This window comes from Polaribacter litorisediminis (assembly GCF_019968605.1).
In the GTDB taxonomy this organism is placed as follows: Bacteria; Bacteroidota; Bacteroidia; order Flavobacteriales; family Flavobacteriaceae; genus Polaribacter; species Polaribacter litorisediminis.
On sequence record NZ_CP082966.1, the window covers coordinates 2039051 to 2062925 of the forward strand.

At 29.6% G+C, this 23875-nt stretch carries 19 protein-coding genes; 11 read left to right on the forward strand and 8 right to left on the reverse strand.

Translation table 11 applies throughout. The features are described from left to right. Positions 1–56: 56 nt before the first annotated feature. The 7 genes from proC to argH all read left to right on the forward strand — a co-directional run bounded on the left by proC (position 57) and on the right by argH (position 7221). On the forward strand, positions 57–908 hold the full coding sequence (proC, locus tag K8354_RS08810) for a pyrroline-5-carboxylate reductase (protein ID WP_223447344.1): 852 nt from the start codon (positions 57–59) through the stop codon (positions 906–908). A gap of 4 nt (positions 909–912) precedes the next feature. After that, positions 913–2055, forward strand: coding sequence for an aspartate aminotransferase family protein (locus K8354_RS08815; protein ID WP_223447347.1), 1143 nt, complete (start codon positions 913–915; stop codon positions 2053–2055). A 1-nt stretch (position 2056) separates the two neighbouring features. After that, positions 2057–2821 (forward strand): glutamate 5-kinase, encoded by a 765-nt coding sequence (proB, locus tag K8354_RS08820; RefSeq protein WP_223447349.1) that lies wholly within the window; start codon positions 2057–2059, stop codon positions 2819–2821. 42 nt (positions 2822–2863) lie between these two features. Continuing rightward, positions 2864–3802: a Rossmann-fold NAD(P)-binding domain-containing protein gene (locus K8354_RS08825; RefSeq protein WP_223447351.1), complete on the forward strand. Its 939-nt coding sequence runs from the start codon at positions 2864–2866 to the stop codon at positions 3800–3802. Between the two features lie 178 nt (positions 3803–3980). Next, positions 3981–4757 (forward strand): acetylglutamate kinase, encoded by a 777-nt coding sequence (gene argB, locus K8354_RS08830; RefSeq protein ID WP_223447354.1) that lies wholly within the window; start codon positions 3981–3983, stop codon positions 4755–4757. Between the two features lie 16 nt (positions 4758–4773). Then, positions 4774–5841 carry a M20 family metallo-hydrolase gene (locus K8354_RS08835; protein ID WP_223447356.1) on the forward strand — a complete coding sequence of 356 codons (1068 nt, stop codon included), beginning with the start codon at positions 4774–4776 and terminating at the stop codon, positions 5839–5841. Positions 5842–5943: 102 nt separating this feature from the next. Then, positions 5944–7221 (forward strand): argininosuccinate lyase, encoded by a 1278-nt coding sequence (argH, locus tag K8354_RS08840; RefSeq protein WP_223447358.1) that lies wholly within the window; start codon positions 5944–5946, stop codon positions 7219–7221. 89 nt (positions 7222–7310) lie between these two features. On the opposite strand, the gene K8354_RS08845 is transcribed toward argH, so the two are convergent. Together K8354_RS08845 and K8354_RS08850 are read right to left on the reverse strand one after the other, a co-directional pair. Further along, the gene (locus K8354_RS08845; RefSeq protein WP_223447360.1) at positions 7311–7907 is read right to left on the reverse strand and encodes a hypothetical protein; all 597 of its coding nucleotides are present in this window, start codon (positions 7905–7907) and stop codon (positions 7311–7313) included. 5 nt (positions 7908–7912) lie between these two features. Beyond that, positions 7913–8698, reverse strand: coding sequence for a metallophosphoesterase family protein (locus K8354_RS08850; protein ID WP_223447362.1), 786 nt, complete (start codon positions 8696–8698; stop codon positions 7913–7915). A gap of 567 nt (positions 8699–9265) precedes the next feature. Between K8354_RS08850 and K8354_RS08855 the strand changes: the two genes are divergently transcribed. Further along, positions 9266–9688, forward strand: a complete 423-nt coding sequence (locus K8354_RS08855; protein WP_223447364.1) for a VOC family protein — start codon at positions 9266–9268, stop codon at positions 9686–9688. 222 nt (positions 9689–9910) lie between these two features. On the opposite strand, the gene K8354_RS08860 is transcribed toward K8354_RS08855, so the two are convergent. Next, positions 9911–14998 carry a PDDEXK-like endonuclease domain-containing protein gene (locus K8354_RS08860; protein WP_223447366.1) on the reverse strand — a complete coding sequence of 1696 codons (5088 nt, stop codon included), beginning with the start codon at positions 14996–14998 and terminating at the stop codon, positions 9911–9913. Between the two features lie 231 nt (positions 14999–15229). Between K8354_RS08860 and K8354_RS08865 the strand changes: the two genes are divergently transcribed. After that, positions 15230–16435, forward strand: coding sequence for an NADH:flavin oxidoreductase/NADH oxidase family protein (locus K8354_RS08865; RefSeq protein WP_223447368.1), 1206 nt, complete (start codon positions 15230–15232; stop codon positions 16433–16435). A 26-nt stretch (positions 16436–16461) separates the two neighbouring features. Here K8354_RS08865 and K8354_RS08870 read toward each other — a convergent pair whose 3' ends face one another. The 4 genes from K8354_RS08870 to K8354_RS08885 all read right to left on the reverse strand — a co-directional run bounded on the left by K8354_RS08870 (position 16462) and on the right by K8354_RS08885 (position 21176). Then, on the reverse strand, positions 16462–17601 hold the full coding sequence (locus K8354_RS08870) for a lycopene cyclase family protein (RefSeq protein WP_223447370.1): 1140 nt from the start codon (positions 17599–17601) through the stop codon (positions 16462–16464). A 308-nt stretch (positions 17602–17909) separates the two neighbouring features. Next, positions 17910–18752 (reverse strand): phytoene/squalene synthase family protein, encoded by an 843-nt coding sequence (locus tag K8354_RS08875; protein WP_223447372.1) that lies wholly within the window; start codon positions 18750–18752, stop codon positions 17910–17912. Positions 18753–18755: 3 nt separating this feature from the next. Further along, on the reverse strand, positions 18756–20219 hold the full coding sequence (crtID, locus tag K8354_RS08880) for a bifunctional phytoene desaturase/3,4-desaturase (protein ID WP_223447374.1): 1464 nt from the start codon (positions 20217–20219) through the stop codon (positions 18756–18758). A gap of 63 nt (positions 20220–20282) precedes the next feature. Next, complete coding sequence (locus K8354_RS08885) at positions 20283–21176, reverse strand: MerR family transcriptional regulator (RefSeq protein ID WP_223447376.1); 894 nt, start codon at positions 21174–21176, stop codon at positions 20283–20285. A 117-nt stretch (positions 21177–21293) separates the two neighbouring features. Between K8354_RS08885 and K8354_RS08890 the strand changes: the two genes are divergently transcribed. Both K8354_RS08890 and K8354_RS08895 read left to right on the forward strand, forming a co-directional pair. Beyond that, on the forward strand, positions 21294–21788 hold the full coding sequence (locus tag K8354_RS08890) for an RNA polymerase sigma factor (protein WP_223447378.1): 495 nt from the start codon (positions 21294–21296) through the stop codon (positions 21786–21788). Between the two features lie 2 nt (positions 21789–21790). Continuing rightward, a complete protein-coding gene (locus K8354_RS08895) occupies positions 21791–22435 on the forward strand; it encodes a DUF8845 family protein (protein ID WP_223447380.1) in 645 nt (214 codons plus the stop codon). Between the two features lie 400 nt (positions 22436–22835). On the opposite strand, the gene K8354_RS08900 is transcribed toward K8354_RS08895, so the two are convergent. Then, positions 22836–23855, reverse strand: coding sequence for a threonine aldolase family protein (locus tag K8354_RS08900; protein WP_223447382.1), 1020 nt, complete (start codon positions 23853–23855; stop codon positions 22836–22838). Between the last annotated feature and the right edge of the window lie 20 nt (positions 23856–23875).

A 23875-nucleotide genomic window follows, 5' to 3' on the forward strand; every position in this document is an offset into this window, starting at 1 on the left:
TTCTTTGTGTTTTTCTTCAAGGATTTAAAACCGCGAAGACCTAAAATAAAATTAATATGGTAAAAATTAAATATCTACAAGGTCAAAAAAAAACCGTGCAGGATAAAAGTAATGATATGAAAATAGCAATAATTGGAGCAGGAAGTTTAGGACAATCTATCGCAAAAGGATTGTTGAAAAATAAAATTGTAAGCTCTTTATATCTTACAAGAAGAAATGTAGATGCTATCAAAGAATTTGATAGATATAAAGCAGTCACTTTAACTACGGATAATGAAGAGGCCGTTAAAAATGCCGACATCATAATCTTTGCAGTACAACCAAGACACTTAAGAGATATTTTAGAAAGCTTAAAATACAAATTAAGCAAAGAGCAAATTATAATTTCTGTAATTACAGGTTTTTCAATAGGAAAAATTGAAAATATTATTGGCGCAAAACATTATATTATGAGGGCTATGCCAAATACGGCTGCTGCAGTTCGGCAATCTATGACCTGTATTGCCGCTAATGAACGAGGAACAGAAAAAGTATCAGTGGCTTCTACTATTTTTAATAGTCTTGGCACTTCTATGATCATTCCTGAAGAACAAATACAAGCAGCAACTGTTATTTGCGCAAGCGGAATTGCCTTTTGGATGCGTTTGATAAGAGCAACCACCCAAGGTGCAATTCAATTAGGTTTTGAAGCGAGTGAAGCACACGAATTGGCGATGCAAACTTGTTTTGGAGCCGCTTCTTTATTAAAAGAATCTGGCAATCATCCTGAAGTAGAAATAGACCGAGTTACTACACCAGGAGGTTGTACTATTGAGGGTTTAAATGAAATGGAACATCAAGGTTTAAGTTCTTCTTTAATTAAAGGAATTAACGTTTCTTTTGATAAAATTAATCAAATAAAAAGCTAAAATAATGCCATTATTTAACGTGTATCCACTGTATAATGTTACGCCTGTTTCTGCAAAAGGGGTGTATGTTTATGATCAAAACAATACAGAATATTTAGATTTATATGGAGGTCATGCCGTTATTTCTATCGGTCATGCACATCCAAAATATGTGGAGGCCATTACAAATCAAGTAGCAAAATTAGGCTTTTATTCAAATGCAGTTCAAAATCCTTTACAAGTTGAGCTAGCCAATAAAATTGAACAACTTTCTAGTTGTAAAAATTACGAATTATTTTTATGTAATTCTGGTGCGGAAGCCAACGAAAATGCTTTAAAATTAGCCTCTTTTAAAACGGAAAAATCAAGAGTGATTGCTTTTAAAAATGGTTTTCACGGAAGAACTTCTGCTGCGGTTGCAGCAACGGATAATAAAAATATTATAGCCCCTATAAATGCGCAACAAAAAGTTACAATTTTAGATTTGAATGATCTTAAAACTGTTAAAACCGAACTCGAAAAAGGAGATGTTTGTGCTGTCATTGTAGAATTTATTCAGGGAGTTGGTGGTTTAGACCAAGCAACATCAAATTTCTTTGAACAAGTTGATGTGCTTTGCAAACAAAACAACACCATGTTTATTGCAGATGAAGTACAGTCTGGTTATGGAAGATCTGGAAAATTTTTTGCTTTTCAACATTATAAGGTGACTCCAGACATTATATCCATCGCAAAAGGAATGGGTAATGGTTTTCCGATTGGTGGCATTTTAATTCATCCAAATATTGAAGCAAAATTCGGAATGTTAGGCACCACTTTCGGTGGAAATCATTTAGCGTGTGCGGCAGGATTATCAGTTTTAAAAGTCATTGAAGAGGAAAATTTGATGGATAATGTGAACGAAATGTCTGCTTATTTTATAAAAATTGCAAACACAATTCCTGAAATCAAAAACACAAAAGGAAAAGGATTAATGTTAGGTTTGGAATTCGATTTTGAAGTTGCCGATTTAAGAAAAAAATTGATTTATGAATATCATATTTTTACAGGCGGTGCGGCGAATAAAAAATTATTAAGAATTTTGCCTCCATTAAATGTACATAAAAAACATCTCGATCATTTTTTTGACGCTTTACGAAGTGCATTAAAAAACACAGGAATCAATTAATATGCTCAAAAAGAAACGCATTTTACTAAAAATTGGTTCGAATACGCTCACCAAAGAAACCAATAATATTTCACGAGGAAAAATTGAAGATATTGCCAATCAGATTGCAAAACTCAAAGATACTTGTGAGTTTATTATTGTAAGTTCTGGCGCTATTGCAGTTGCAAAACAGTTTGTAAAATTAGAAAGTAAGCAATCAGACATTTTTGTAAAACAAGCATTGGCTTCTATTGGTCAACCGCATTTAATCAGGATTTATCAAGAAATTTTTAGAGAATATGGTTTGTTAACTTCTCAATGCCTCCTATCCTATTCAGATTTTGAGAAACAGCAGAGCAAAACCAATATTGTCAATACCATTAATGTTTTGGTTCAGAATAACTACATTCCAATTATCAACGAAAATGATACGGTAGCCACAGATGAAATTCAATTTGGAGATAATGATAAGTTAGCCGCTTTAACCGCAGTTTTATTAAATGTTGATTTGTTAATTATTGCGACCAATACCTTTGGGATTTATACAAAAGAATCCATCAAAAATAATGCTCCAAAAACGATGGAAGAAATTACCAATTTTGATGATTTATACAACGAGGTTGTCAATTCGAAATCTTCACACGGAAGTGGTGGAATGCAATCGAAAATTGAAGCAGCATCCTTAACTAAAAAAGCCAACATAGAAACTTGGATTGTCAATGGTTTGGAAGATCATTTCATTACAAATGCTTTTGAAAATAAAGTTGCGTTCACAAAAATAAAATAATTGAATAGCAAGGGGTTTAAACCCCTTGTCAAAAAAATAAAAATGAAAAATTACACGGCTATAAACGACATCGATAATATTAATTCTTGGATTCAAGAAGCGAAAGAAATAAAAGCAAATCCTTTAAAAAATATCGAATTAGGAAAAAACAAAACCATAGGCTTATTATTTTTTAATTCAAGTTTACGAACACGTTTAAGCACACAAAAAGCGGCCTTAAATTTAGGGATGAACCCTATTGTGATGAATGTTTCTGGGGATGCTTGGGGAATTGAATTTGGCAACGGGACTATTATGAATGGTAACACAGCAGAACACATTAAAGAAGCTGCTGCCGTAGTTTCTCAATATTGCGATGTGATTGCAGTGAGAGCATTTCCAACATTAACCGACAAAGAAAAAGACGAATCTGAACACGTTTTAACATCGTTTGTAAAATTTGCTTCTGTGCCCATTATCAGCATGGAAAGTGCTACAGGCCATCCGCTACAAGGTTTAACAGATGCACTTACAATTTCTGAAAATACTAAAAAAAAGAGACCGAAAGTAGTTTTAAGTTGGGCGCCGCATATTAAAGCGCTACCCCACGCAGTCGCTAATAGTTTTACACAAGCCATGCAAAAAATGGACGTAGAATTCGTCATTGCAAATCCTGAAGGATATAATTTAAATCCAGAAATTACAAAAGACACACTCATTATTCACAATCAAGAAGAAGCGTTTAAAAATGCTGATTTTGTGTATACAAAAAATTGGAGTTCTTATGATGATTATGGAAAAGTATTAAACACAGACCCCAATTGGATGATTACAAAAGACAAAATTGGCGAAGCTAAATTTATGCATTGTTTACCGGTAAGAAGAAATGTTGTGGTAGAAGATGCGGTATTAGATTCTGGCAGTTCTTTAGTAATTGAACAAGCAAATAATAGAACTTTTGCCGCGCAATTGGTTTTGAAAAAAATATTGGAAGATTTATAGAAAGTAATTAAATAATACGAATATCATTTCGAGTAAAACGAAGTGGAATCGAGAAATCTTACTAAATAAATTAGAATTTGCATGAAAGATTTCTCCACAAGTTCGAATTACAGGATAAATAAAACACGAAAATAACACAAGAGTATTTTTCCCCTTTCGGGGAATTTAAAAGGGCCTTATGCAAAAACTATCAATCATAAAAATTGGAGGAAATATCATAGAAGATGAAACTTCTTTAAATGCTTTTTTGAAATTATTTGCGAATCTCGAAGGAAAGAAAATTCTGATACATGGCGGTGGGAAACGTGCTACGCATATAGCTTCAAAATTAGGCGTTAAATCTAAAATGATAAACGGTAGACGTATTACTGATGCTGCAACTTTAGAGGTAATTACAATGGTTTATGCCGGTTTGGTCAACAAAAATATAGTCGCCAAATTACAATCTTTAGATGTTGATGCCCTTGGTTTAACGGGTGCAGACGTCAACAGTATAAAATCTGATAAAAGACCCGTAAAAGAGATTGATTTTGGTTTTGTAGGTGATGTAAAAAAAGTGGCTCATAATTCGATTGACAAATTGATAAAAGCTGATTTTACGCCTGTTTTTTGCGCCCTTACCCATGACGGAAATGGGCAATTACTAAATACAAATGCCGATACTATTGCAAGTGCAATTGCCGTTGGAATGAGCAAAATTTATGAAACATCCATCTATTATTGTTTTGAATTAAATGGAGTTTTACAAGATTTTAAAAACAAAGAATCTGTCATCAAAAATATCAATTCAGAAACGTACCAAGCATTATTAAAAGACGGTATTATTACTGATGGAATGATACCTAAATTAGACAATTGCTTTGATGCATTAAATAATGGTGTTCAAAAAGTACTGATTGGAAATTTATCCATGTTCACCAACGAAAACGAGTTTTTTACAACAATTACATTATAACAATTACATTATAACGATGACAATTGAAATATTAACACAAAAAGCAATTGCATTGCTAAAAAGTTTGATTGAAACACAATCATTTTCAACAGAAGAAGAAAATACTGCTACCTTAATTGAAGGCTGGTTTGTAGAAAATAAAATTCCGTTTAAAAGAACAAAAAATAATATTTGGGCAACAAACAAATATTTTGATAAAAACAAACCCACGTTATTATTAAATTCTCATCACGATACTGTGAAACCAAACTCAGCATACACAAATGATCCTTTTAAGGCAATCGTTAAAGACGGAAAATTATACGGTTTGGGTTCTAACGACGCTGGCGGTTGTTTGGTTTCATTAATCGCAACTTTTACGAATTTTTACGCACAAGAAAACTTAAAATACAACTTGGTCATTGTTGCTTCTGCCGAAGAAGAAAATAGCGGTAAAAATGGATTGAATAGCACGTTACCGATTATTCCACCTATTGATGTTGCCATTGTAGGCGAACCAACTTTAATGAATTTTGCCGTTGCAGAAAAAGGATTAGTCGTTTTTGATGCTGTAGTTGAAGGAATTCCAAGTCACGCAGCGCATCCAAATGATAACAATTCCATTTATAATACTATTGAAGTTTTACAGTGGTTTAAAGATTTTAAGTTTGCAAAAACTTCTGAAGCTTTAGGTGATGTAAAAATGACGGTTACTCAAATCAATGCAGGTTCTCAGCACAATGTGGTTCCAGGGCACGTAGATTTGGTGATTGATGTTCGTGTAAATGATGCCTATTCAAATCAAGAAATTGCAACTATTTTGCAAGAAAAATCACCTTGCACCAAAATTACACCTAGAAGTTTACGATTGAATTCTTCATCGATATCCGTAGAACATGATTTGGTCAAAGCAGGAATTGCAATGGGAAGAGAAACCTATGGTTCTCCAACCTTATCAGATCAAGCGGCTTTGAGCTGTCAATCTCTAAAATTAGGCCCTGGAGATAGCACTCGTTCTCATTCTGCCAATGAATTTATTTATCTTGCGGAAATTGAAGAGGGAATTCAGATTTATGTTGAATTGTTGAATCGTGTAATTATTTAATTCACAATGTCTCCTCGAGCGCAGTCGAGAGGTTATTTATATTAGCTAATTTAATTTAGGTCTCGACTGCGCTCGACCAGACAAACCAAAAACCAAATAAATATGAAGTTGTGGGATAAAGGATTTTCAATAGACAAACAAATAGAAAATTTCACGGTGGGTAATGATAGAGAAATTGACATACATATTGCTAAATATGATGTTCAAGCTTCTTTAGCGCATGCCATCATGCTAGAATCAATAGGCATTATTACTACGGATGAATTAAAAGATTTAAAAAAAGGTTTAAACGAGTTAGCCAAAGATATTGAAAACGGAACCTTTGTTATTGAGGAATCTTTTGAAGATGTGCATTCTAAAATTGAGTGGGAATTGACCAATAAACTAGGCGAAGTTGGTAAGAAAATACATACAGCTCGCTCTAGAAATGATCAAGTTTTAGTAGCCTTACAGTTATACTACAAAGAGAATTTATCAATTATTAATGATAAAACAAAAACACTTTTTGATACGCTTTTAGGTTTAGCGGATATATATAAAGAAAACCTTTTACCGGGTTACACCCATTTGCAAGTGGCAATGCCATCCTCGTTTGGATTGTGGTTTTCTGCCTATGCAGAATTACTAATTGACGATGTGTACATGCTAAATGCAGTCGCTAAAGTTGTTGACCAAAACCCTTTAGGTTCTGCCGCTGGATATGGAAGCTCCTTCCCTATTGACAGAGAATTAACGACCAGAGAATTAGACTTTGCTACTTTAAAATACAATGTGGTTGCTGCACAATTAAGTAGAGGAAAAAGCGAACGTTCTATAGCTTCTGCTTTAGGAGGATTATGCAATACCATGGCCCGTTTTGCCATGGATGTTTGTTTGTATATGAGTCAGAATTTTAATTTTATTTCTTTTCCTGATGAATTAACTACTGGAAGTAGCATTATGCCACACAAGAAAAATCCTGATGTTTTTGAATTAATCCGTGGAAAATGTAATAAAATTCAGGCTTTGCATACAGAAATGGTCATGATCACCAACAACTTACCAACAGGTTATCACCGAGATTTTCAATTATTGAAAGAAAATATCATTAATGCTTTTGAAGATGTAAAAGATATTTTAGACATTTTTAATTACTCAATTCAACAAGTAATTGTAAAAGATATTGATTTGAATGATGAAAAATATCAATACTTATTTACCGTAGATAGTATCAATAATTTAGTGGTTGAAGGCATGCCTTTTAGAGAAGCCTATCAAAAAATTGGAGGCCAAGTGCAAGCTGGAACCTACAAACCAGATTTAGGAAAACAACATTCGCATGTTGGAAGTATTCATAATTTGAGCTTGGATAAAATTGCTGAGAAATATCCTAAACATTAAATTGTAATTACACTCCATACAATTTTCAAAAGCCCAAATTCATTATGAATTTGGGCTTTAAAATTTATTGAGTATTTTACTTTTATAAATTAAAAATAAAAATTTACACCAATATCAGCACTAAAAACATCAATTAAATTAACTTCTTTTGTTACTATTGCATACCATAAATACGTTTCTACAGTTCCGAATTCTAAATAAAAATCTACCCCTTTAAAAATTTTTGGTTTCTTAAAATCTTTATGAATTAATCCTCCAGCAAAAAAAGTAAAGTGGACAGCAGTAGGAACATAATATCCCTCAGGGTATTTACTTGGAAGCGTTGTAAATGAATTCGTTCCTATATCTAAAGTTGTTGCAAAACCTACAATTGGAGTTATTGTTAAGTTCTTACCAATTTTTTTTCTAAAAATAGGAAACGTATTTTTACTAGTTATAAGATGTATATTATCTGCTTTAGATGCAGATTTTGGCACAAAACCATATAATAACTCTGAATATAAAATTTTATCGAATAACTGGTAACCAGCACCAATAGAAACAAGACCTATATTTCCTGCAAATTGTGCTTTCACATAATCTGGTGTATACCACGATTTTTCTTTAACTGAAATCGAATCTTGAGCATAAAAATTGTTAAAAAAAAATACTATTATTGATCCTATAAATATGTCTCTAATTTTCATTTAATTTATAATTCTATCAATTCAACGCTAAAACCCTTGTCCTTCACGGACACTATAGTATACGCTTTCTCTTTAACAGCAGGTGCCGTTAAATAACTGACTTCACCTTCTTCAAAATTGTAAGTGTGCGTATGGCCGTGTATAGATAATGGAACCTTATTTTCTGCCATTAATGATTTATACTTTTGTTCTAATTCATCATCAAATTGATCTCCATAAGGAGGAATATGAGCAATAACAAATACTTGATTAAAATTTGTATTTCCTTTTAATTCTGAAGTTAACCAGTCAAAATCTAACTCCTTCTCACTTTCCCAAACTATATCATCAAAAAGCACAAATTTGTTATTATTAAATTCGAAAGAATAGTTATAATCGCCAAACATTTTTTTATAAATGATTCCTCCATTTATATTATAATCATGATTCCCAATAACTGTGAGGTAAGGCTTCTTAAGCTTCGACATTATATCATGAAAAATCTCATATTCCCTTAATAATGCTTGATCTGCAATATCACCTCCAAAGAGTATAAATTTAATATCATCTCTTTTATTTATATCTCCAACCACAGCACTAAGTTGATCATAAAAAAAATGTACATCAGAAATAAAAGCAAATTTAAATTCTTTAGAATTTACTGGAATACGCTCCAATAATTTCAAATTTTTAACCGTCGTATTTTGTTGGTTGGTTTTTACGTTTGCTTCATAAACACTAAATTCAAAAAGGTGATCACAAGCTGCAAAAACAAACACGAGACTTAATAGTGCTATTCTTAAATACTTCATTTTTTTTATATTTATACTTTTTAAATTTTAAAGGTTCATCATTAATCTTTTTATAATTAATATAGTTCAACAAGTTTACATTCGCTCTAATAGACGACAAGAACACAAAAGCTTACAATTAAGAAGTAGAAAAATAATTTATAGCTACTTTTTAAATATTTATTATGAATAACAAAAAGAGATTCTCAATTTTTAACCAAACTAAAGTTCGATTTATAAGCTATTTTTATATGAAAAATACAATAAAATTTATTGGGTTAAAAAAGATACATTCTTTTTGTAAACTTCAATCTAAATAAAAGAGAAAAACAAGAAGGATAAAAAATTAATACAGTAGAAGAAATAGAAAAAATAGAAAGAATTATCCGAAGTAAGAAAACCTCAAATTATTTTTGTTTGTCATTACTGAGACAGCAGGAATCTATACTTACTTCTTTATAGATTACTATTCATCAATCTAATTGATTTTAAGCTTCATCGTATTACAAAATAGGAATATCAGAAATTACAATTAGATTCAAACCAATTTGTTTTTAATATTTTTTACATTGATTAAAAATAAAAATTATGATCACAAAAATTGAACACGTAAATATTACAGTTCCTGATATTGATGCAGCTGTAGCTTTTCTAAAAATTGTTGCTCCAGATTTTAAAATCAGAAATGATGAAAAACCAATAAATGAAAAACGTTGGATGCATATTGGTAATAAAGAATTCTATTTTGCTTTGCAAGAATCTCCTTTAGAAACTGAACCCAAAAAACCAAATCAAACCTATATTAATTATGGTTTTAACCATATTGGTTTAGTGGTTGCTGATATAGAAAAAATTGAGAACGAACTTATTAAAGCTGGTTATAATAGAGGTATTGGAACTCCCAATGAGAAATTTAGAAAGAGAGCTTATTTTTATGATAATGCTGGTTTTGAATGGGAATTGGTAGAGTATTTTTCAGAAAATATTGATGATAAGTTTTTGTATGAGTAAGGTTTTTTTAATAAAAGTTTATTAAAAATTTATCTGTTATAAGTATTTCACTTATAGCAAACTTTTTAAATAAAAAAGTTCGTTTAATGTTTAGATAAGAATATTAGCCAGTGATAATAGTAATTTTTTTCTGTTAACTTTAAATTTTGATTGGAGTATAAAATTATATTTACTGCTTTTTAAATTATAATTTTATGCTTTACTAACTATTCTTTATTTTTTTTAGTTCAATATGTCTATTATTTCCACAATATTTTCACTATTAACTATTCTAACTTTATCTCCCTTTTCTTTATTCATTATTGATATTGCTAAACGCGATTTATAATTAATATTTTGTATTTCGTTTGTGTTATTACCTGATTGATATTCAGTTATTTGTATCTTAAATTCCTTTTTAAACCCTAAATACTTTAGTTTAACTATACTATTTAAGGTAATCTTTTTATCAAATAAGTTTGTTTGTATTGTTGTGTTTTTTTTTGAAGTATTATCTATTTCTTTTTCGTCATAATTAAAATTATCCTGATTATCGGGAATAACAAGAGGCCCAGTTAATAATCTTTTCTGTAATTCTTTTAATGCATGTAATGACCTTAAATCATTAATCTTATTTGCTTCAAAAGATGATTTTATAAGCTTTATTAGCATGAGACGTTCATTAAATGTTTTATTTTTATATATTTCCTCTATGTTTTTAATATCCTTTGCACCTAAACTATTTTTTCTCACAAGAACTGAAACTAGTAACTTGTGAGAATCTTGTATTTTTGTTGTCGATTTGATTGTTGCTATTTTATCATTTTTTTCTTTTTTATTTGACTTTAGAGATTTCTCAGATTTAATAATTAATTCATTTTCTAAAGTTGAAATATTTTGCTTCTTTTCTTGAAACGAGATTACTTTATCTTTTATCGTATTTTTCTCGATAAAATTTACCATTTTTTCAATCTCATTACTTGGGCTCCGTTTATATGCTGAATATAATATTCTATAAACTTTCCAACCAACACGTTCCAGAAATTCTTGTCTTTCTACATCATAAGCAACATCTTCTGGTAATGAATGAAATGGATCTCCATCACATTCAATTGCAACCATTTTACCATTATTAGAAACCACAAGGTCAAGTTTGAAATTTACATATGTTTCTTTTTGAGAATGATGATTATAAAACCTTTCGTCTTCTTTTACTTTATATTGAGGTTGAATATATTTATAACCTTTATCTATAAGATTGCTTGTAATATCATATTCAAACCAACTGTCAAATGGTTTGGGAATATTATTTAAGTTTCTATCACTATCACTTTCAGGTAAATCGAAAGGTTTAAGTTTTTTTGTTTCATTATAAAAGAAACTAATAATTTTTAACCTAAAATCATTAATTCTTAAATCTTCAGATTTAACAGAATGAAATAATATCATTTGTTCTTTCGCTCTACTTAATGCAACATTTATCTTTTTGAAATCATCTTTTAATTTTCCGTCATCGACTATCGACCTTGGTTTTGGGTTGTTGTTCGATCTTATCTTCTCAGAGTCTAAAGCAACACCTAATGAAACTAGCATTACATCTCTTTCATCTCCTTGAAATTTTGGAGAATCTTCAATAATTAATTTTATCTTTTCAAGTTTATCCCTGCCAAATAATTCAGATAAATCTTCTTTTATATCTTTTAGTTTTTCGGTATGCTTTGTTAAACCTAAACTGACAACTCCAATTGATTTATTTTGGTAAATTGGATTCTTAATAATTTCAATTAAATGGTTTTTAATAGATTCTATTTCGTTATAAACAATTTTATCTTCAAGAAAACTGTTTTTTACAAAAACGGCTTTTATAGGTTCTAATCTGTTTTCGGTATTAATTTGCTTTAAAGGTTTTAATGAATTATCATAAAAATGATATTTTGAAAACTCAATGATTTCTGATACGCACCTAAAATGTTCTTTTAGAGTCAAATTTGATGCGCCCGCTACCATTTTGGATAATGTAAATAAACTATTATCACTTCTTATTTGTATTATATCGTCTCCTAAAAATTCCAAATATTTATTTTTTATTGATTGGAAATCATTATCATTTGCACCCGTTAAAGCACTTGGAGAAGTTTGTTTGTCATCTCCAACAATAATCATATTCTTAGCATAATAACCTAAAATCAAACTATTAAAATCAAGTTGACTTGCTTCATCTACAATTATACAATCAAAAATTTCTGGTTCAGTTCCTACAGAATTTAAAACGTCATTAAATTTCATTACCCAACAGGAAAGTTTATTGCTAATTTTCGTACTGTTTTTTCTCGCTAAAATTTGAAACTTAACTTTATCTCTTATTACTCTACTTCCTTGATATAAATTGTTTTGATATTCAACTAATAAATTTATAAAACTATCAATTTCATTAGGGTTGAAATTGTTTTTAAAATTACCTTTTGCCAAATCAAATAATATTTCACATTTTAGTTCATAAATTTTATTATTTATTTGACGTAATTTTTCTTTTGTTTTTTGTAAATCTATAATCTCATTTTTTGAAAAATAATTATTTGCGTGAGCAAATTCTATATTTTCTTTTGTAATATATTCGGAAGGAATATCTTTTATTTTATTAAGCGTTTTGGGCAATATTTCTGTTAAATAAAGTAGCGATTTATTAAATTTTTGCTCTTTACTTATTTGTAAAGACGTATCCTCTAATTTTGTTTGAAGTCCTTTAAATACTGCGGTTTCTGAAATGTTTTCAATAGGAATAAATGCTCTGAAATCATTAAGTAGTTTGGAATTTAGTAATGTGTTTGATATTTCTTTTAGTTCGAATAAATCATTTTTTACACTTGTTTCTAACTGCTTTAATTTTTCTAAATCTTCTTTATAAAAAATTGAAGTATCGTAAATTTTCTCAATATTTGAAATCTCAATATCAAATATTTCAGAAAAATTAATAATGTCTTTGTTGTTTTGTAATATGTAAACAAGTGTGTAATTTCGTTCTACTTGTTCAATTACATTATTTAATAATTGGTTTTTACTTGATAAATTAGAGTCTTCATCAATTGCGATGTTAAAACCTGCTTTTGAAATGTTGTTTAACTCTGAATGTATTTTTAGAATATCCTTAATGTAAATTTTCAATTGTTTTAATGATGTTTTATTATCACAATTTCTGGAATTAAGTACAATGTTTTCTAAATAATTTACTTGCTTATATTTTCCTTTGAATTTATTTAAAAACCCTACTTTTTCTTTGTCATTTTCAATTTGAGCCAAATAAGATTCAATATCTCTTAAATACTTCGAAGCATTTTCTGTAATGTCCGAGAATTTTAAATTAGAGGTACAGTCTTCAAAATCTTCATTGCTTAAATTTATTTTATTTTTTAATTGATTTATCTGATGGTAACTATTAATTACGATATCAGAATTACTGTATTTTTCAGTTATTTGAATAATAGAGTTTAAGTCTATTTGAAGCAGTTTAGATTTTAAAAAATCATTAATTTTTAAATGTTTTTTAAGTTCCTCAATTTGGTTTTTTGAGTTTAAAAAATTATTAAAATTGAAATTATTAATTTTATTAGAAATTAAAATTAAGTCAATATCTACATTTTTTAAGATTGAATTTTCGTAGTTCGATAGTTTTATGTATTCATCTATGATACTTTTTAATTTGCTAAAGTTATTAATCTGTTCTAACGAAATTTCATCTTTTAGCCAATTCCAATTTTCACAATTTTTAGATTGTAATTTATCCCACAGTTTATAACTTCTTAAGCCCTTAAAACTATCGTTTAAAGAAATCTCGTTGTATTCCTTTTCTAAAACTTGATGTATTTCCGATTTAAATTGTAAGTATTCTCCTTTTAAAATATTTAAAATAGAAATTTTCTTTTCAATATTAAGATGAAAATCATCTATAAGAATTGAACGAATATTATTGATGCTTTTTTCGAGAGAAAACCTTGTTTTATCAATTTCTAATTGAATTTTCGTAAAAACTAAATCATCAAATGTTGGAGGGATTTTGTCTAATAAAGATTCTAATGCTTTATCAGTTTGTGCAGTAACTAACACTCTTTTTCCTTGAGCAAGTAATGAGCATAAAATATTTACAATAGTATGTGATTTCCCTGTTCCTGGAGGTCCTGTAACGACAGTTATTCTGTTTTTTAAATAATTGTCGTAAATCTGTTTTTGTTCTTTATTGTAAGGTAGAGGGAAGAAAACTGAAAAATCTTGATCTGGATTTAAGTTTGAATTATTTTCTTTATGCTCTTCATATAATTCATCAATAAAATAATTTGGTTTTATGTATGAATTTGTATGTTCATTTTCAGGATTCCTAATTAGTAGGTTAAATAATTCCGCATCATTTTCTTGATTTTCATTTTTATCAATTATTCCTTTAGTAAGTTTATCGAAAAATCTTGGTTTTTGTCTTTTTATATTTATTGATGGCGAAAAAGAAAATTTAAACGAATCAACATTTACAGTATCAGATAAAGGTTTTAATATGGAGTTTTCAAATGTTGAGTTGTCGGATATTTGCTGTAAATTTTTAGAAATTATTTCTTTAAAACGGTCTTCATAAATATATTGAAATCCATTAGTATCAACTTCTTCGTCAAATCTATCTACAATATTGTTTAAAATACTTTTTTCAATAGGAGTGCTATTTAAAAAGAAAAAGTCTGCATAAGGTTTGTCAATATCTGAAAATGATAAATTTATTTTATTAGATATTGCTAATTCGATCTTTAAAGGAAAATGAAATAGATGCTGGTTTGTTTTTGAAATGCTATTTATTTTTCCTCTTCCTTGTTTTGAATATTGAATTAACCCAACACTTAAAACAATTTCTATATTTGAATCATTTTTTATGTCGTTAAATGCTCGGTATAGTTTAGAATATATTGCTTTATTACTTATGAAAGTTTGAATTTTTTTATTCTCCTCTATTCCCGCATTTGAATTTTTAAATGCAATTAAGTCGTTTTCATTTTCGCTTTCAAATTTGTTTTTTGCATCATTAAACTCAATTTTGTCTGAAAATTCAAATGGAATATTTACTGGTGGTTTTAAAGGTTTGTCAAGCGAAAAAATGATTGATTTGGTATTGTCTGATTCTCCAACAAATAATTCGGTAAGTGCTGTTTCGCAAAGATTTTCATTTATTAGTTTTTGAATGTCGTCAATCCAAATAAAACTTGGCGCAACCGTTTTTGCGAATATATTTTTCACTCCACGCTCCAATAGTTTTTTGTACTCTTGTAAAAATGTAACGTAGTTATTTAATATATTCATCTAATTTTTTTGCTTTTTTCTGAAACTTAGAGGGTAGATAGTCTCAAATATGTATCCTTTTAATGATATCTATTCTAAAATAACGAAGTTCGGCTATTTAAACGAAAAAATCAAGAAGAAAAACACCCTTTATCCATCCTCACTTTCTACAACAATATAGTTTTCAATATCCATTAATATAAGCTAATTTGCACCTATCAAATTTTCAATCACTAACAATCTATATTCATCATGAAATCAGCAAAAACCTTACAACAAGCTTTCACACTACCTTGTGGAGTTACCATTCCGAATAGAATTGTAAAATCTGCGATGAGTGAAAACAATGCTGATAAAGGAGGAAAACCTTCTAAACGCATTGTACAACTCTATAAAACTTGGGGCGAAGGTGGTACAGGAATTTTGATTTCTGGAAATGTAATGATGGATAGCAAAGCATTAAATGAGCCAAGAAATGTGGTTGTGGAAGACGAAAAACACATGGCAGAACTTAAAGAATGGGCCGAAGTTGCACAAAGACATGGAAGCCATCTTTGGATGCAAATTAATCATCCAGGAAGACAATCGCCTAAATTTAATAAAGATGTCGTAAGTGCTTCAGATGTTCAATTGCCTATGAAATCTATGTTTCCAAAGCCACGTCCTATGACGGAAGATGAAATATGGAAAGCCATAGATGGTTTTGGTAATTGTGCATTGATTGCTAAAAAAGCAGGTTGGAAAGGGGTGCAAATTCATGGCGCTCATGGGTATTTGGTCAGTCAATTTTTGTCTACCCTTACAAATTTACGAACAGATCAATGGGGCGGTTCTTTAGAAAACAGAGCTCGATTTGCTATAGAAATCTATAGAAATATACGGACGAAAGTTGGCCCTAGTTTTCCTATCGGAATTAAAATTAACTCTGCAGACTTTCAACGAGGAGCCTTCACAGAGGAAGAATCGCTAGAAGTTATTGATATGCTTTCTGCTGAAGGAATGGATCTGATAGAAGTTTCTGGTGGCACGTATGAAAAAGCTGCGATGATGGGTGCAGGCAAAAAAATAAAGGAAAGTACACAAAAAAGAGAAGCCTATTTTGCAGATTTTATTGTAAAAGCAAGAGCAAGAACAAAAGCTCCGCTATTATTAACTGGAGGTTTTAGAACTGTAGCTATTATGGCAAAAGCAATTGAAAATAACGAGCTAGATTTTGTTGGTTTAGCACGTCCGTTTGCGGTGTTTCCTCATCTTTCTAAAGAGTTTTTTGAAGGAACAAGAACAGAAGTTCATATTCCAGCTGTAAAAACAGGTTTAAAATTTATTGATAAAATGGGGTTCTTAGACATTGCTTATTTTTCTCAACAAATGAAAATAATGGGTAAAGGTAATTTACCAAATCCTGCATTAAGTGTTTGGTCTGTTTTATTTAACTTTATAAGACATACTGTGTTTTAAATTCTATTATCAAATCTAAAAGTAGTCTAAAAAATCCGTCTTAAAATGGCGCTCATAAATTTTTTAGTAGGCATTTTTAGCATCAGTTCTACATCTTGGTAAAAACATGTTTCCTCATCTAAAAATTTAAAAATAGTTTGAACCGGTAACCTTTTAAAAAGTTGTGAAAATAAAGATGCTCCTAAATAATTCTTTTGGTGTAAAATATCTAACAATAATAAATCGTAATACCAAAATTTAGTGACTTTATGGAATTTTGGAAGAGGTTTGTGTTCCTTTAAATGATTGATAAGATTGGTAGTTTTTTTTATTGTATTTTTAAACGTAAACCCTGTGCTTGCTTTAGACCAGCCTCCTGCCGTGCCGATATGAATTATATTTTTTGAATTTTTTTCCCAAAACTTATAGCAGGTCATAGGGATAGACCCTTTCTCCTTTTCTACAATTTCATACTCAATAATATTTTTTTGTTTTAGGTATTTTTCAATTTCTGATTTGTAAACATCATACGCCAATAGATCTTTTGAAAACAAGGTATATTCAAACAAAGCTTCTTTTTTACTCGTTGGTAAAATATACATAAAACGGGTATTTCCTTTTTGATCCACGGTAAAATCCATGAAAGTTGCAGCGGTATCGTCAAAAGAATTTATTTTTGTTCGGATAAAAAATCCAACAAAATGTTGTTGTAAAACAGGATATTGAGTTTGTCTTTTATAGGCATCATCAAAAAGAATACTATTAAGCAACGTCCTTGTTTTAAAAACTTGGTTTTCTGTAATTACTTCCGCCTCAGCATGGAGCTGTTTGATCTCTAAAACCGTTTCCTTCTGAAAACTAATATTTGATTTTTGGTCTAAAACATTCCAAATTTTTGAGTAAAAATCTTTGCTCCGAATCATTTTATAGGAGTATGGGGCAATATTTTCTTCAGATGTGTAAAAATCACTTTTAAAGATAATTTTATCCCAAGATGTATTCAAAATATCATCCCATTCACCTTCTTTTTGCTCCCAATAACACCAAGTTCTATCGTTCGTGTTTTTCTTCTCTTTGTCTACAATCAATATTTTCTTATCATCAAAAAAAGTATCTTTAGACATTTTGTAGGCCATCATTAGTCCAGATGCTCCGCCGCCTACAATTATAAAATCGTAACTATTCATAAAGCTATTAAAAAGAATAATTTATTCATAAACGATCAATTGAAGTACTATTTTATTTCAAGAATTTTTAACTTAAATTACATTAAAAATAGGCTGATTTAAAAATAGCTATATTGTTTATTTTGACGAATTTACACATAAAATTAACAGTCACCATGCAAAGCGAAAAAATAAAAGGAACATTATTGAGTACAACGAAGCCATCTCATAAGTATAGGTATTCTGAGCTATAAAATACAATGAAATAATTCTACTATTTTAATTAAAAATTTTGAAGCTCCTTAATAAAATTGAATTTAGCAATAAATTTAAATAATATTTAATTTATACTTTACATAACTTCTTGCTAATAAGTTAATTTTCATAGGGTCAGAAATACGAATTCTTGTATCCATAATTTTTTCTGAAGGTACTTTACTCAACTTTTTTAACAATCTTCTATAATATCGATACGCCATATAAACTCCGAATTTGGCTTCAACTGGCAACTTTAAAATGCCGTTATTGTATGCATAATCAAAATCAGCTTCTATCTCATCAATGATACATTGTTTTGATTCTTTATTTAATTTTCCCAAATCTATATTCGGAAAGTACGAACGGTTTAAGAGTTCAAAATCATCTTTTAAATCCCTTAAAAAATTTACTTTCTGAAAGGCAGAACCCAAACGCATTGCTGCCTGTTTTAAATCCTCGAACATTTTATCATCACCATTTACAAATACTTTTAAACACATTAGGCCTACAACATCTGCAGAGCCATAGATATATTCATCATATTCTTCTTTGGTTGCATACTGTGTTTTGTGTAAATCAGCTTTCATACTTTTTAAGAAAGCTTGCACCATATGATCTGGAATATTATAGCGATGTACTGTTTGTTGAAAAGAGTTTAAAATAGGATTTAAACTAATTTTTTGTTCCATTGCAAAGTAATAATCACGCTCAAAATGCGCCATCAATGCTTCTTTATCAAAATCATGAAACGTATCTACAATTTCATCTGCAAAACGAACAAAACCATATATATTATAAATATCCGTCCTTATTTTTGGCGATAAAGTATTGACAGCCATAGAAAAAGAAGTACTATATTTTTTAGTAACTAATTCACTACAACTATTAGAAACGCTGTCAAATAATTCTTTCATATCCTACTGATTTTTGATAATTAAATCTGTCGCTATTTTACCTGAAATAAGAGCAGGAGGAACTCCCGGACCAGGAACCGTTAATTGACCGGTAAAATACAAATTATTTACTTTACTACTTTTAATTTTTGGTCTTAAAAATGCAGTTTGAAGCAATGTATTTGCCATACCATATGCATTCCCTTTATAAGAATTATATTCTTCTTTAAAATCCTTAACACAAAAAGATCTTTTAAACAAGACACTGCTTTTAACTTCTTGCTTCGTTAATTTTTCAAATCTATCTATTATTTTATGAAAATATTCTTCTCTTAAAGCTTCAGTATCCTCGATACCAGGAGCTAGAGGAATTAAGAAAAAACCAGCTTCTTTCCCTTTTGGTGCAGAAGTTACATCAGTCATAGAAGTAAAGTTAGCATAAAACAAAGGGTCTGTTGGCCACTGCGGATTGTCATAAATTTCTTCTGCATGGGTGTCAAAATCGGTATCAAAAAACAAGGTATGATGACTTGCATTTTTTATCTTTTTATCAAACCCGACATAAAATAATAATGAAGATGGTGCAAAGGTTTTCTTATCCCAATATTTCTCTGAATACTGCCTTAAATCTTGCTCTAATAATGTCTCTGTATGATGATAATCTGCGCCACTTAAAACTAAATCTGCTTCAATTTTCTCGTTATCAATCAATAATCCAATTACATTTTTATTGGCATCCGTTAAAATTTTAGAAACATTGGCGTTTGTTCTAAACTCAACTCCTAAATTTTTTGCTAAAGAAACCATGCCTTCCACTACTTTATACATGCCTCCTCTGGGATGCCAAGTGCCTAATCCGAAATCTGCATAATTCATAAAATTATAAAATGCAGGCGTATTATTTGGTTTAGCACCTAAAAATAAAACTGGAAATTCTAAAATTTTAATTAATCGAGGGCTTTTAATATTTTTTCTAACTTGAGTTCTAATCGTTGAAAAAAATTGTGAAACCCTAGCTATGGTTGTAGAATTTACCAACTCTAAAGGAGAAATTCCTGGTTTATAAACCAAATCTTTTATGGCTGTATCATAATTAGATTTTGCTGAATCTAAAAAACTTTTTAAATGTTTGCTGCTACCTTTTTCTTCCTCTTCAAACAGTTCATAAATTTCTTCTAAACGATCTGAAACTTTTATAGAATCATTTTCACCAAAATACACCTCATAACCAGGTCTTAATTTATCTAACGTGTAATAGTCCGATGGCTTTTTGCCAAAATCACCAAAAAAACGTTCAAAAACGTCGGGCATCCAATACCAAGAAGGTCCTAAATCGAAGGTAAAGCCTTCTTTTTTATACTGTCTTGCTCTACCGCCTAAAGTATCATTTTTTTCTAAAACCGTTACTTGATATCCTTCTTTTGCTAAATAACAAGAAGCTGATAAAGATGAAAACCCAGAACCTATAATATATACTTTTTTATTCATTAAAGTTGATTGTTTAACAAAGATATAAATTAACTAAACAAGAGAGTAAATTGATTGACATTTTTATAAGTCTTTTAACAAATCTTGCATAGAATCGAATAATCTAATATTTGCATTTAATTGAAGGTGTTTTACTTTATCCACTTTTCTACCAACCGCAATAAATTCATTTTTTGTGCCTTTCATGATATCATTTATTTCATGAAAATAATCTTCTATTTTTTCATCATAAGGCTGAATCGTAAATGCAGATATAAAGCAAATTTCGCGCTCTCCCTCTATAAAATAATTAAGATTGTTAAGCGGTAGACTTTGTCCTAAATAAATAGTATGCAAGCCTCTTAAAACTAATTCATAATTTAAATATAGTAAGCCTAACTCATGAATTTCATTTTCAGGTAAAAACAAAACATAAGTTTTATTTTTATCGGTAATGTTATATTGTAATTCTTCTATGTTTGCTTGAATTTTTTGCGCAATTAAATTTGAAATAAAATGCTCATGCGCAGGCAATAAGGTTTCTGTTTGCCACAATAAACCAATCTCTTCTAAAAAAGGAATAAAAACTTCCTTAAAAATTTCTCTGAAAGTTTTTTTATGAAGTAAGGTATGATACGTATTATTAAATAATATTTTATCAAACTGAAACATAGAAACTTTAAGCGAATTTATAGCTTCATCATTGATCCCTGAATCAAAAGCTAATTTTCTTGATTGTAGCGTAATATCATCTCCTGACATGGCTGCAATTTTAGATATTTTAAACCCGTTTTTATTTAACAAAACAATGTTTAATAGTTTTGTTAAATCTTCTGGAGTATAATATCTTATATTCGTCTCGGTCCTTTTGGGCTCTAATAAATTATATCGCTTTTCCCATATTCTAATGGTATGAGCCTTAATCCCTGAGATGTTTTCTAAGTCTCTAATTGTAAAATCTTGCTTAATATTGTTCAACCTAATTTCCTTTTTATGCAACAAAGCTAGTAATATTATTGAAATAAAAAATTAATTCCTTAAAATTGTAACGTTTTTAACGATTTAACTACTAATAACTAAACTAACTAAGCAAGGGTGCAAAAAAATTTAGAGACTAAATTTTTATCGGACTTTGAAAAAAATCAAAATATTGCGCATAAAGTTTGTAGAGTATATACTACAAATCAAGATGCTCATAAAGATTTGTTTCAAGAAATCACTATTCAACTTTGGAAAAATTATTCAAAATTTAGAGGTGATTCAAAATTTAGTACTTGGATGTATCGAGTAGCTTTAAATACCGCAATTTCTTTATATCGAAAATCTACAAGAACAGTAAAAACCCAAGATATTAGCGATGTTGCCTTTAAAATAAAATCATCGGCATATGATGATACTGAAGAACGACAGCTGAGCCAATTGTATAAAGCAATTCATCAATTAAATGATATTGATAAGGCATTAATTTTTCTCTATTTAGAAGATAAACCTTACAAAGAAATATCAGAAACATTAGGCATAACCTCTGTAAATGCGCGGGTAAAAATGAATAGAGCAAAAGAAAAGTTAAAAAATATTTTAAACCCATAAATATGGATTTATTAGACAATTATAAAAAAGCTTGGGACAATCAGCCAGAAGAAGTTCAACAACTTTCTACTATTGATATCTACAAAATGGCACACTCAAAATCATCATCAATTGTAAAATGGATTTTTATTGTGGGGCTTCTAGAACTTGGTTTTTGGTTAAGCATAAACTTTTTAGTGCCCGATAGTTTTTACAAAATTTATGAAGATTTAAATTTAAAAAAGCAAGCCTTTTTTTTCACAGTATTGCATTACATCGTCATTCTTATTTTCTTGTACTTTTTTTATACAAGTTTCAAAAAAATATCAGTGATTGACAATACCAAAAGTTTAATTCAACGAATTTTACATATAAGAAAAACTGTAAAATTTTATGTGTACTACAATTTAGCCATTGTTTTTTTAACCAGTTTAGCTTTAAATATTGTTTTAATAAGCGACTCGGATAAATTGATGAAAATTATGAATCCCAAAAACATGTCGGTTGATATCAATCAATTAATTACAATTACAATCATTAGTCAAGTCATTGCAATTCTTATTTTTATGGCATTGTTATGGTTGTTTTATAAATTAATTTACGGCATTCTACTAAAAAAATTGACCCTAAATTATAAAGAATTAATTACTTTGGATGCCTCTAATTAACGTAAATTTTTTGAAAAAATTTAATATCCACTTTATTTCTTATACCAAAGCTGTTTTGAAATTACTGTAAAACAAAATGATGATTTTTTTCTTTTTAGAAAATAGAAAAATAAAGCATAGTATTCTTTTACGGTTTATTTTTTATGTTGAAATAGCAAGGAAAAAAAGGCGTTTTTATTGCGGTCGTTATATCAAATAGAATTTGGCATTTAACTTTCTAGTGCATTCAATGGTAACTTTACAAAACAACAAAACCCGTTTGGCTTGGTGAACACCAATTTTTCCTGCTCATATTTGGATGTTGCGCATCAAGGTAGATTTGCCGTAGATATTCGTAATAATTTTTTGTTTGATGAAATGTTTTTTACTTCCCCGATATTGCCCTTTTTGCGTTTTATTTCTAGAAATTTTTCAATTCTTTCAATAAAATTTCGTGCATCTCATTGGTATAATCTAAATGAGTAACGATTCTAATTCGTCCTTCTCCCATGGGCGTTAAAAGAATATTTTTATCTTTCATCCTGTTGATAAAATTGTCTGCCCCTATTTTTTCATCCACATAAAAAATAATGATATTTGTTTCTATAGGTTCTAATTTAGTTACATAAGAGAGTGACGCCAACACAGCTCCGATTTCTTTTGCCTTTTGATGATCTTCCGCCAATCTTTCTAAATGATTATCTAAAGCATAAATTCCTGCTGCCGCTAAAAAACCAATTTGCCTCATGGCACCACCGAATAATTTACGAATTCGCAATGCTTTTGCTATATGCTCTTTAGAACCTACTAAAATAGAACCCACAGGCGCCCCTAATCCTTTAGATAAACAAATAGAAATTGTATCAAATAACTGTCCGTATTGTTTTGGAGATTCATTTTTTGCCACCAAAGCATTAAACAAACGAGCACCGTCTAAATGAAAAGCTAGGTTATTTTCTTTGGCTATTTTTTGAACTTTTTCTAATTCGGCAAAGTCCCAACAAGCTCCTCCTCCTTTATTTGTGGTATTCTCAATACAAACTAATCTGGAATAAGGAACATGAATATCTGATCTGCCAACAACCGCATCTTGAAGTTGTTTTGCAGTAAACATCCCTCTATTTCCATTGATTAATTTACAAGTTACACCCGAATTAAATGCGGCTCCTCCACCCTCATAATTATACACATGTGCATATTTATCACAAATTAATTTATCGCCTGGCTGTGTATGTAGTTTTATAGCTGTCTGGTTTGCCATGGTTCCAGACGGAAAAAAAAGTGCATCTTCCATTCCGAATAACTGCGCTGTTTTCTCTTGCAATTCATTCACTGTTGGATCCATTTTAAACACATCATCGCCAACTTTTGCGTTCATCATTGCTTCCAACATTTTTGGTGTTGGTCTGGTTACTGTATCAGATATTAAATCAATTACCATATCATAAATTTATTAATTTT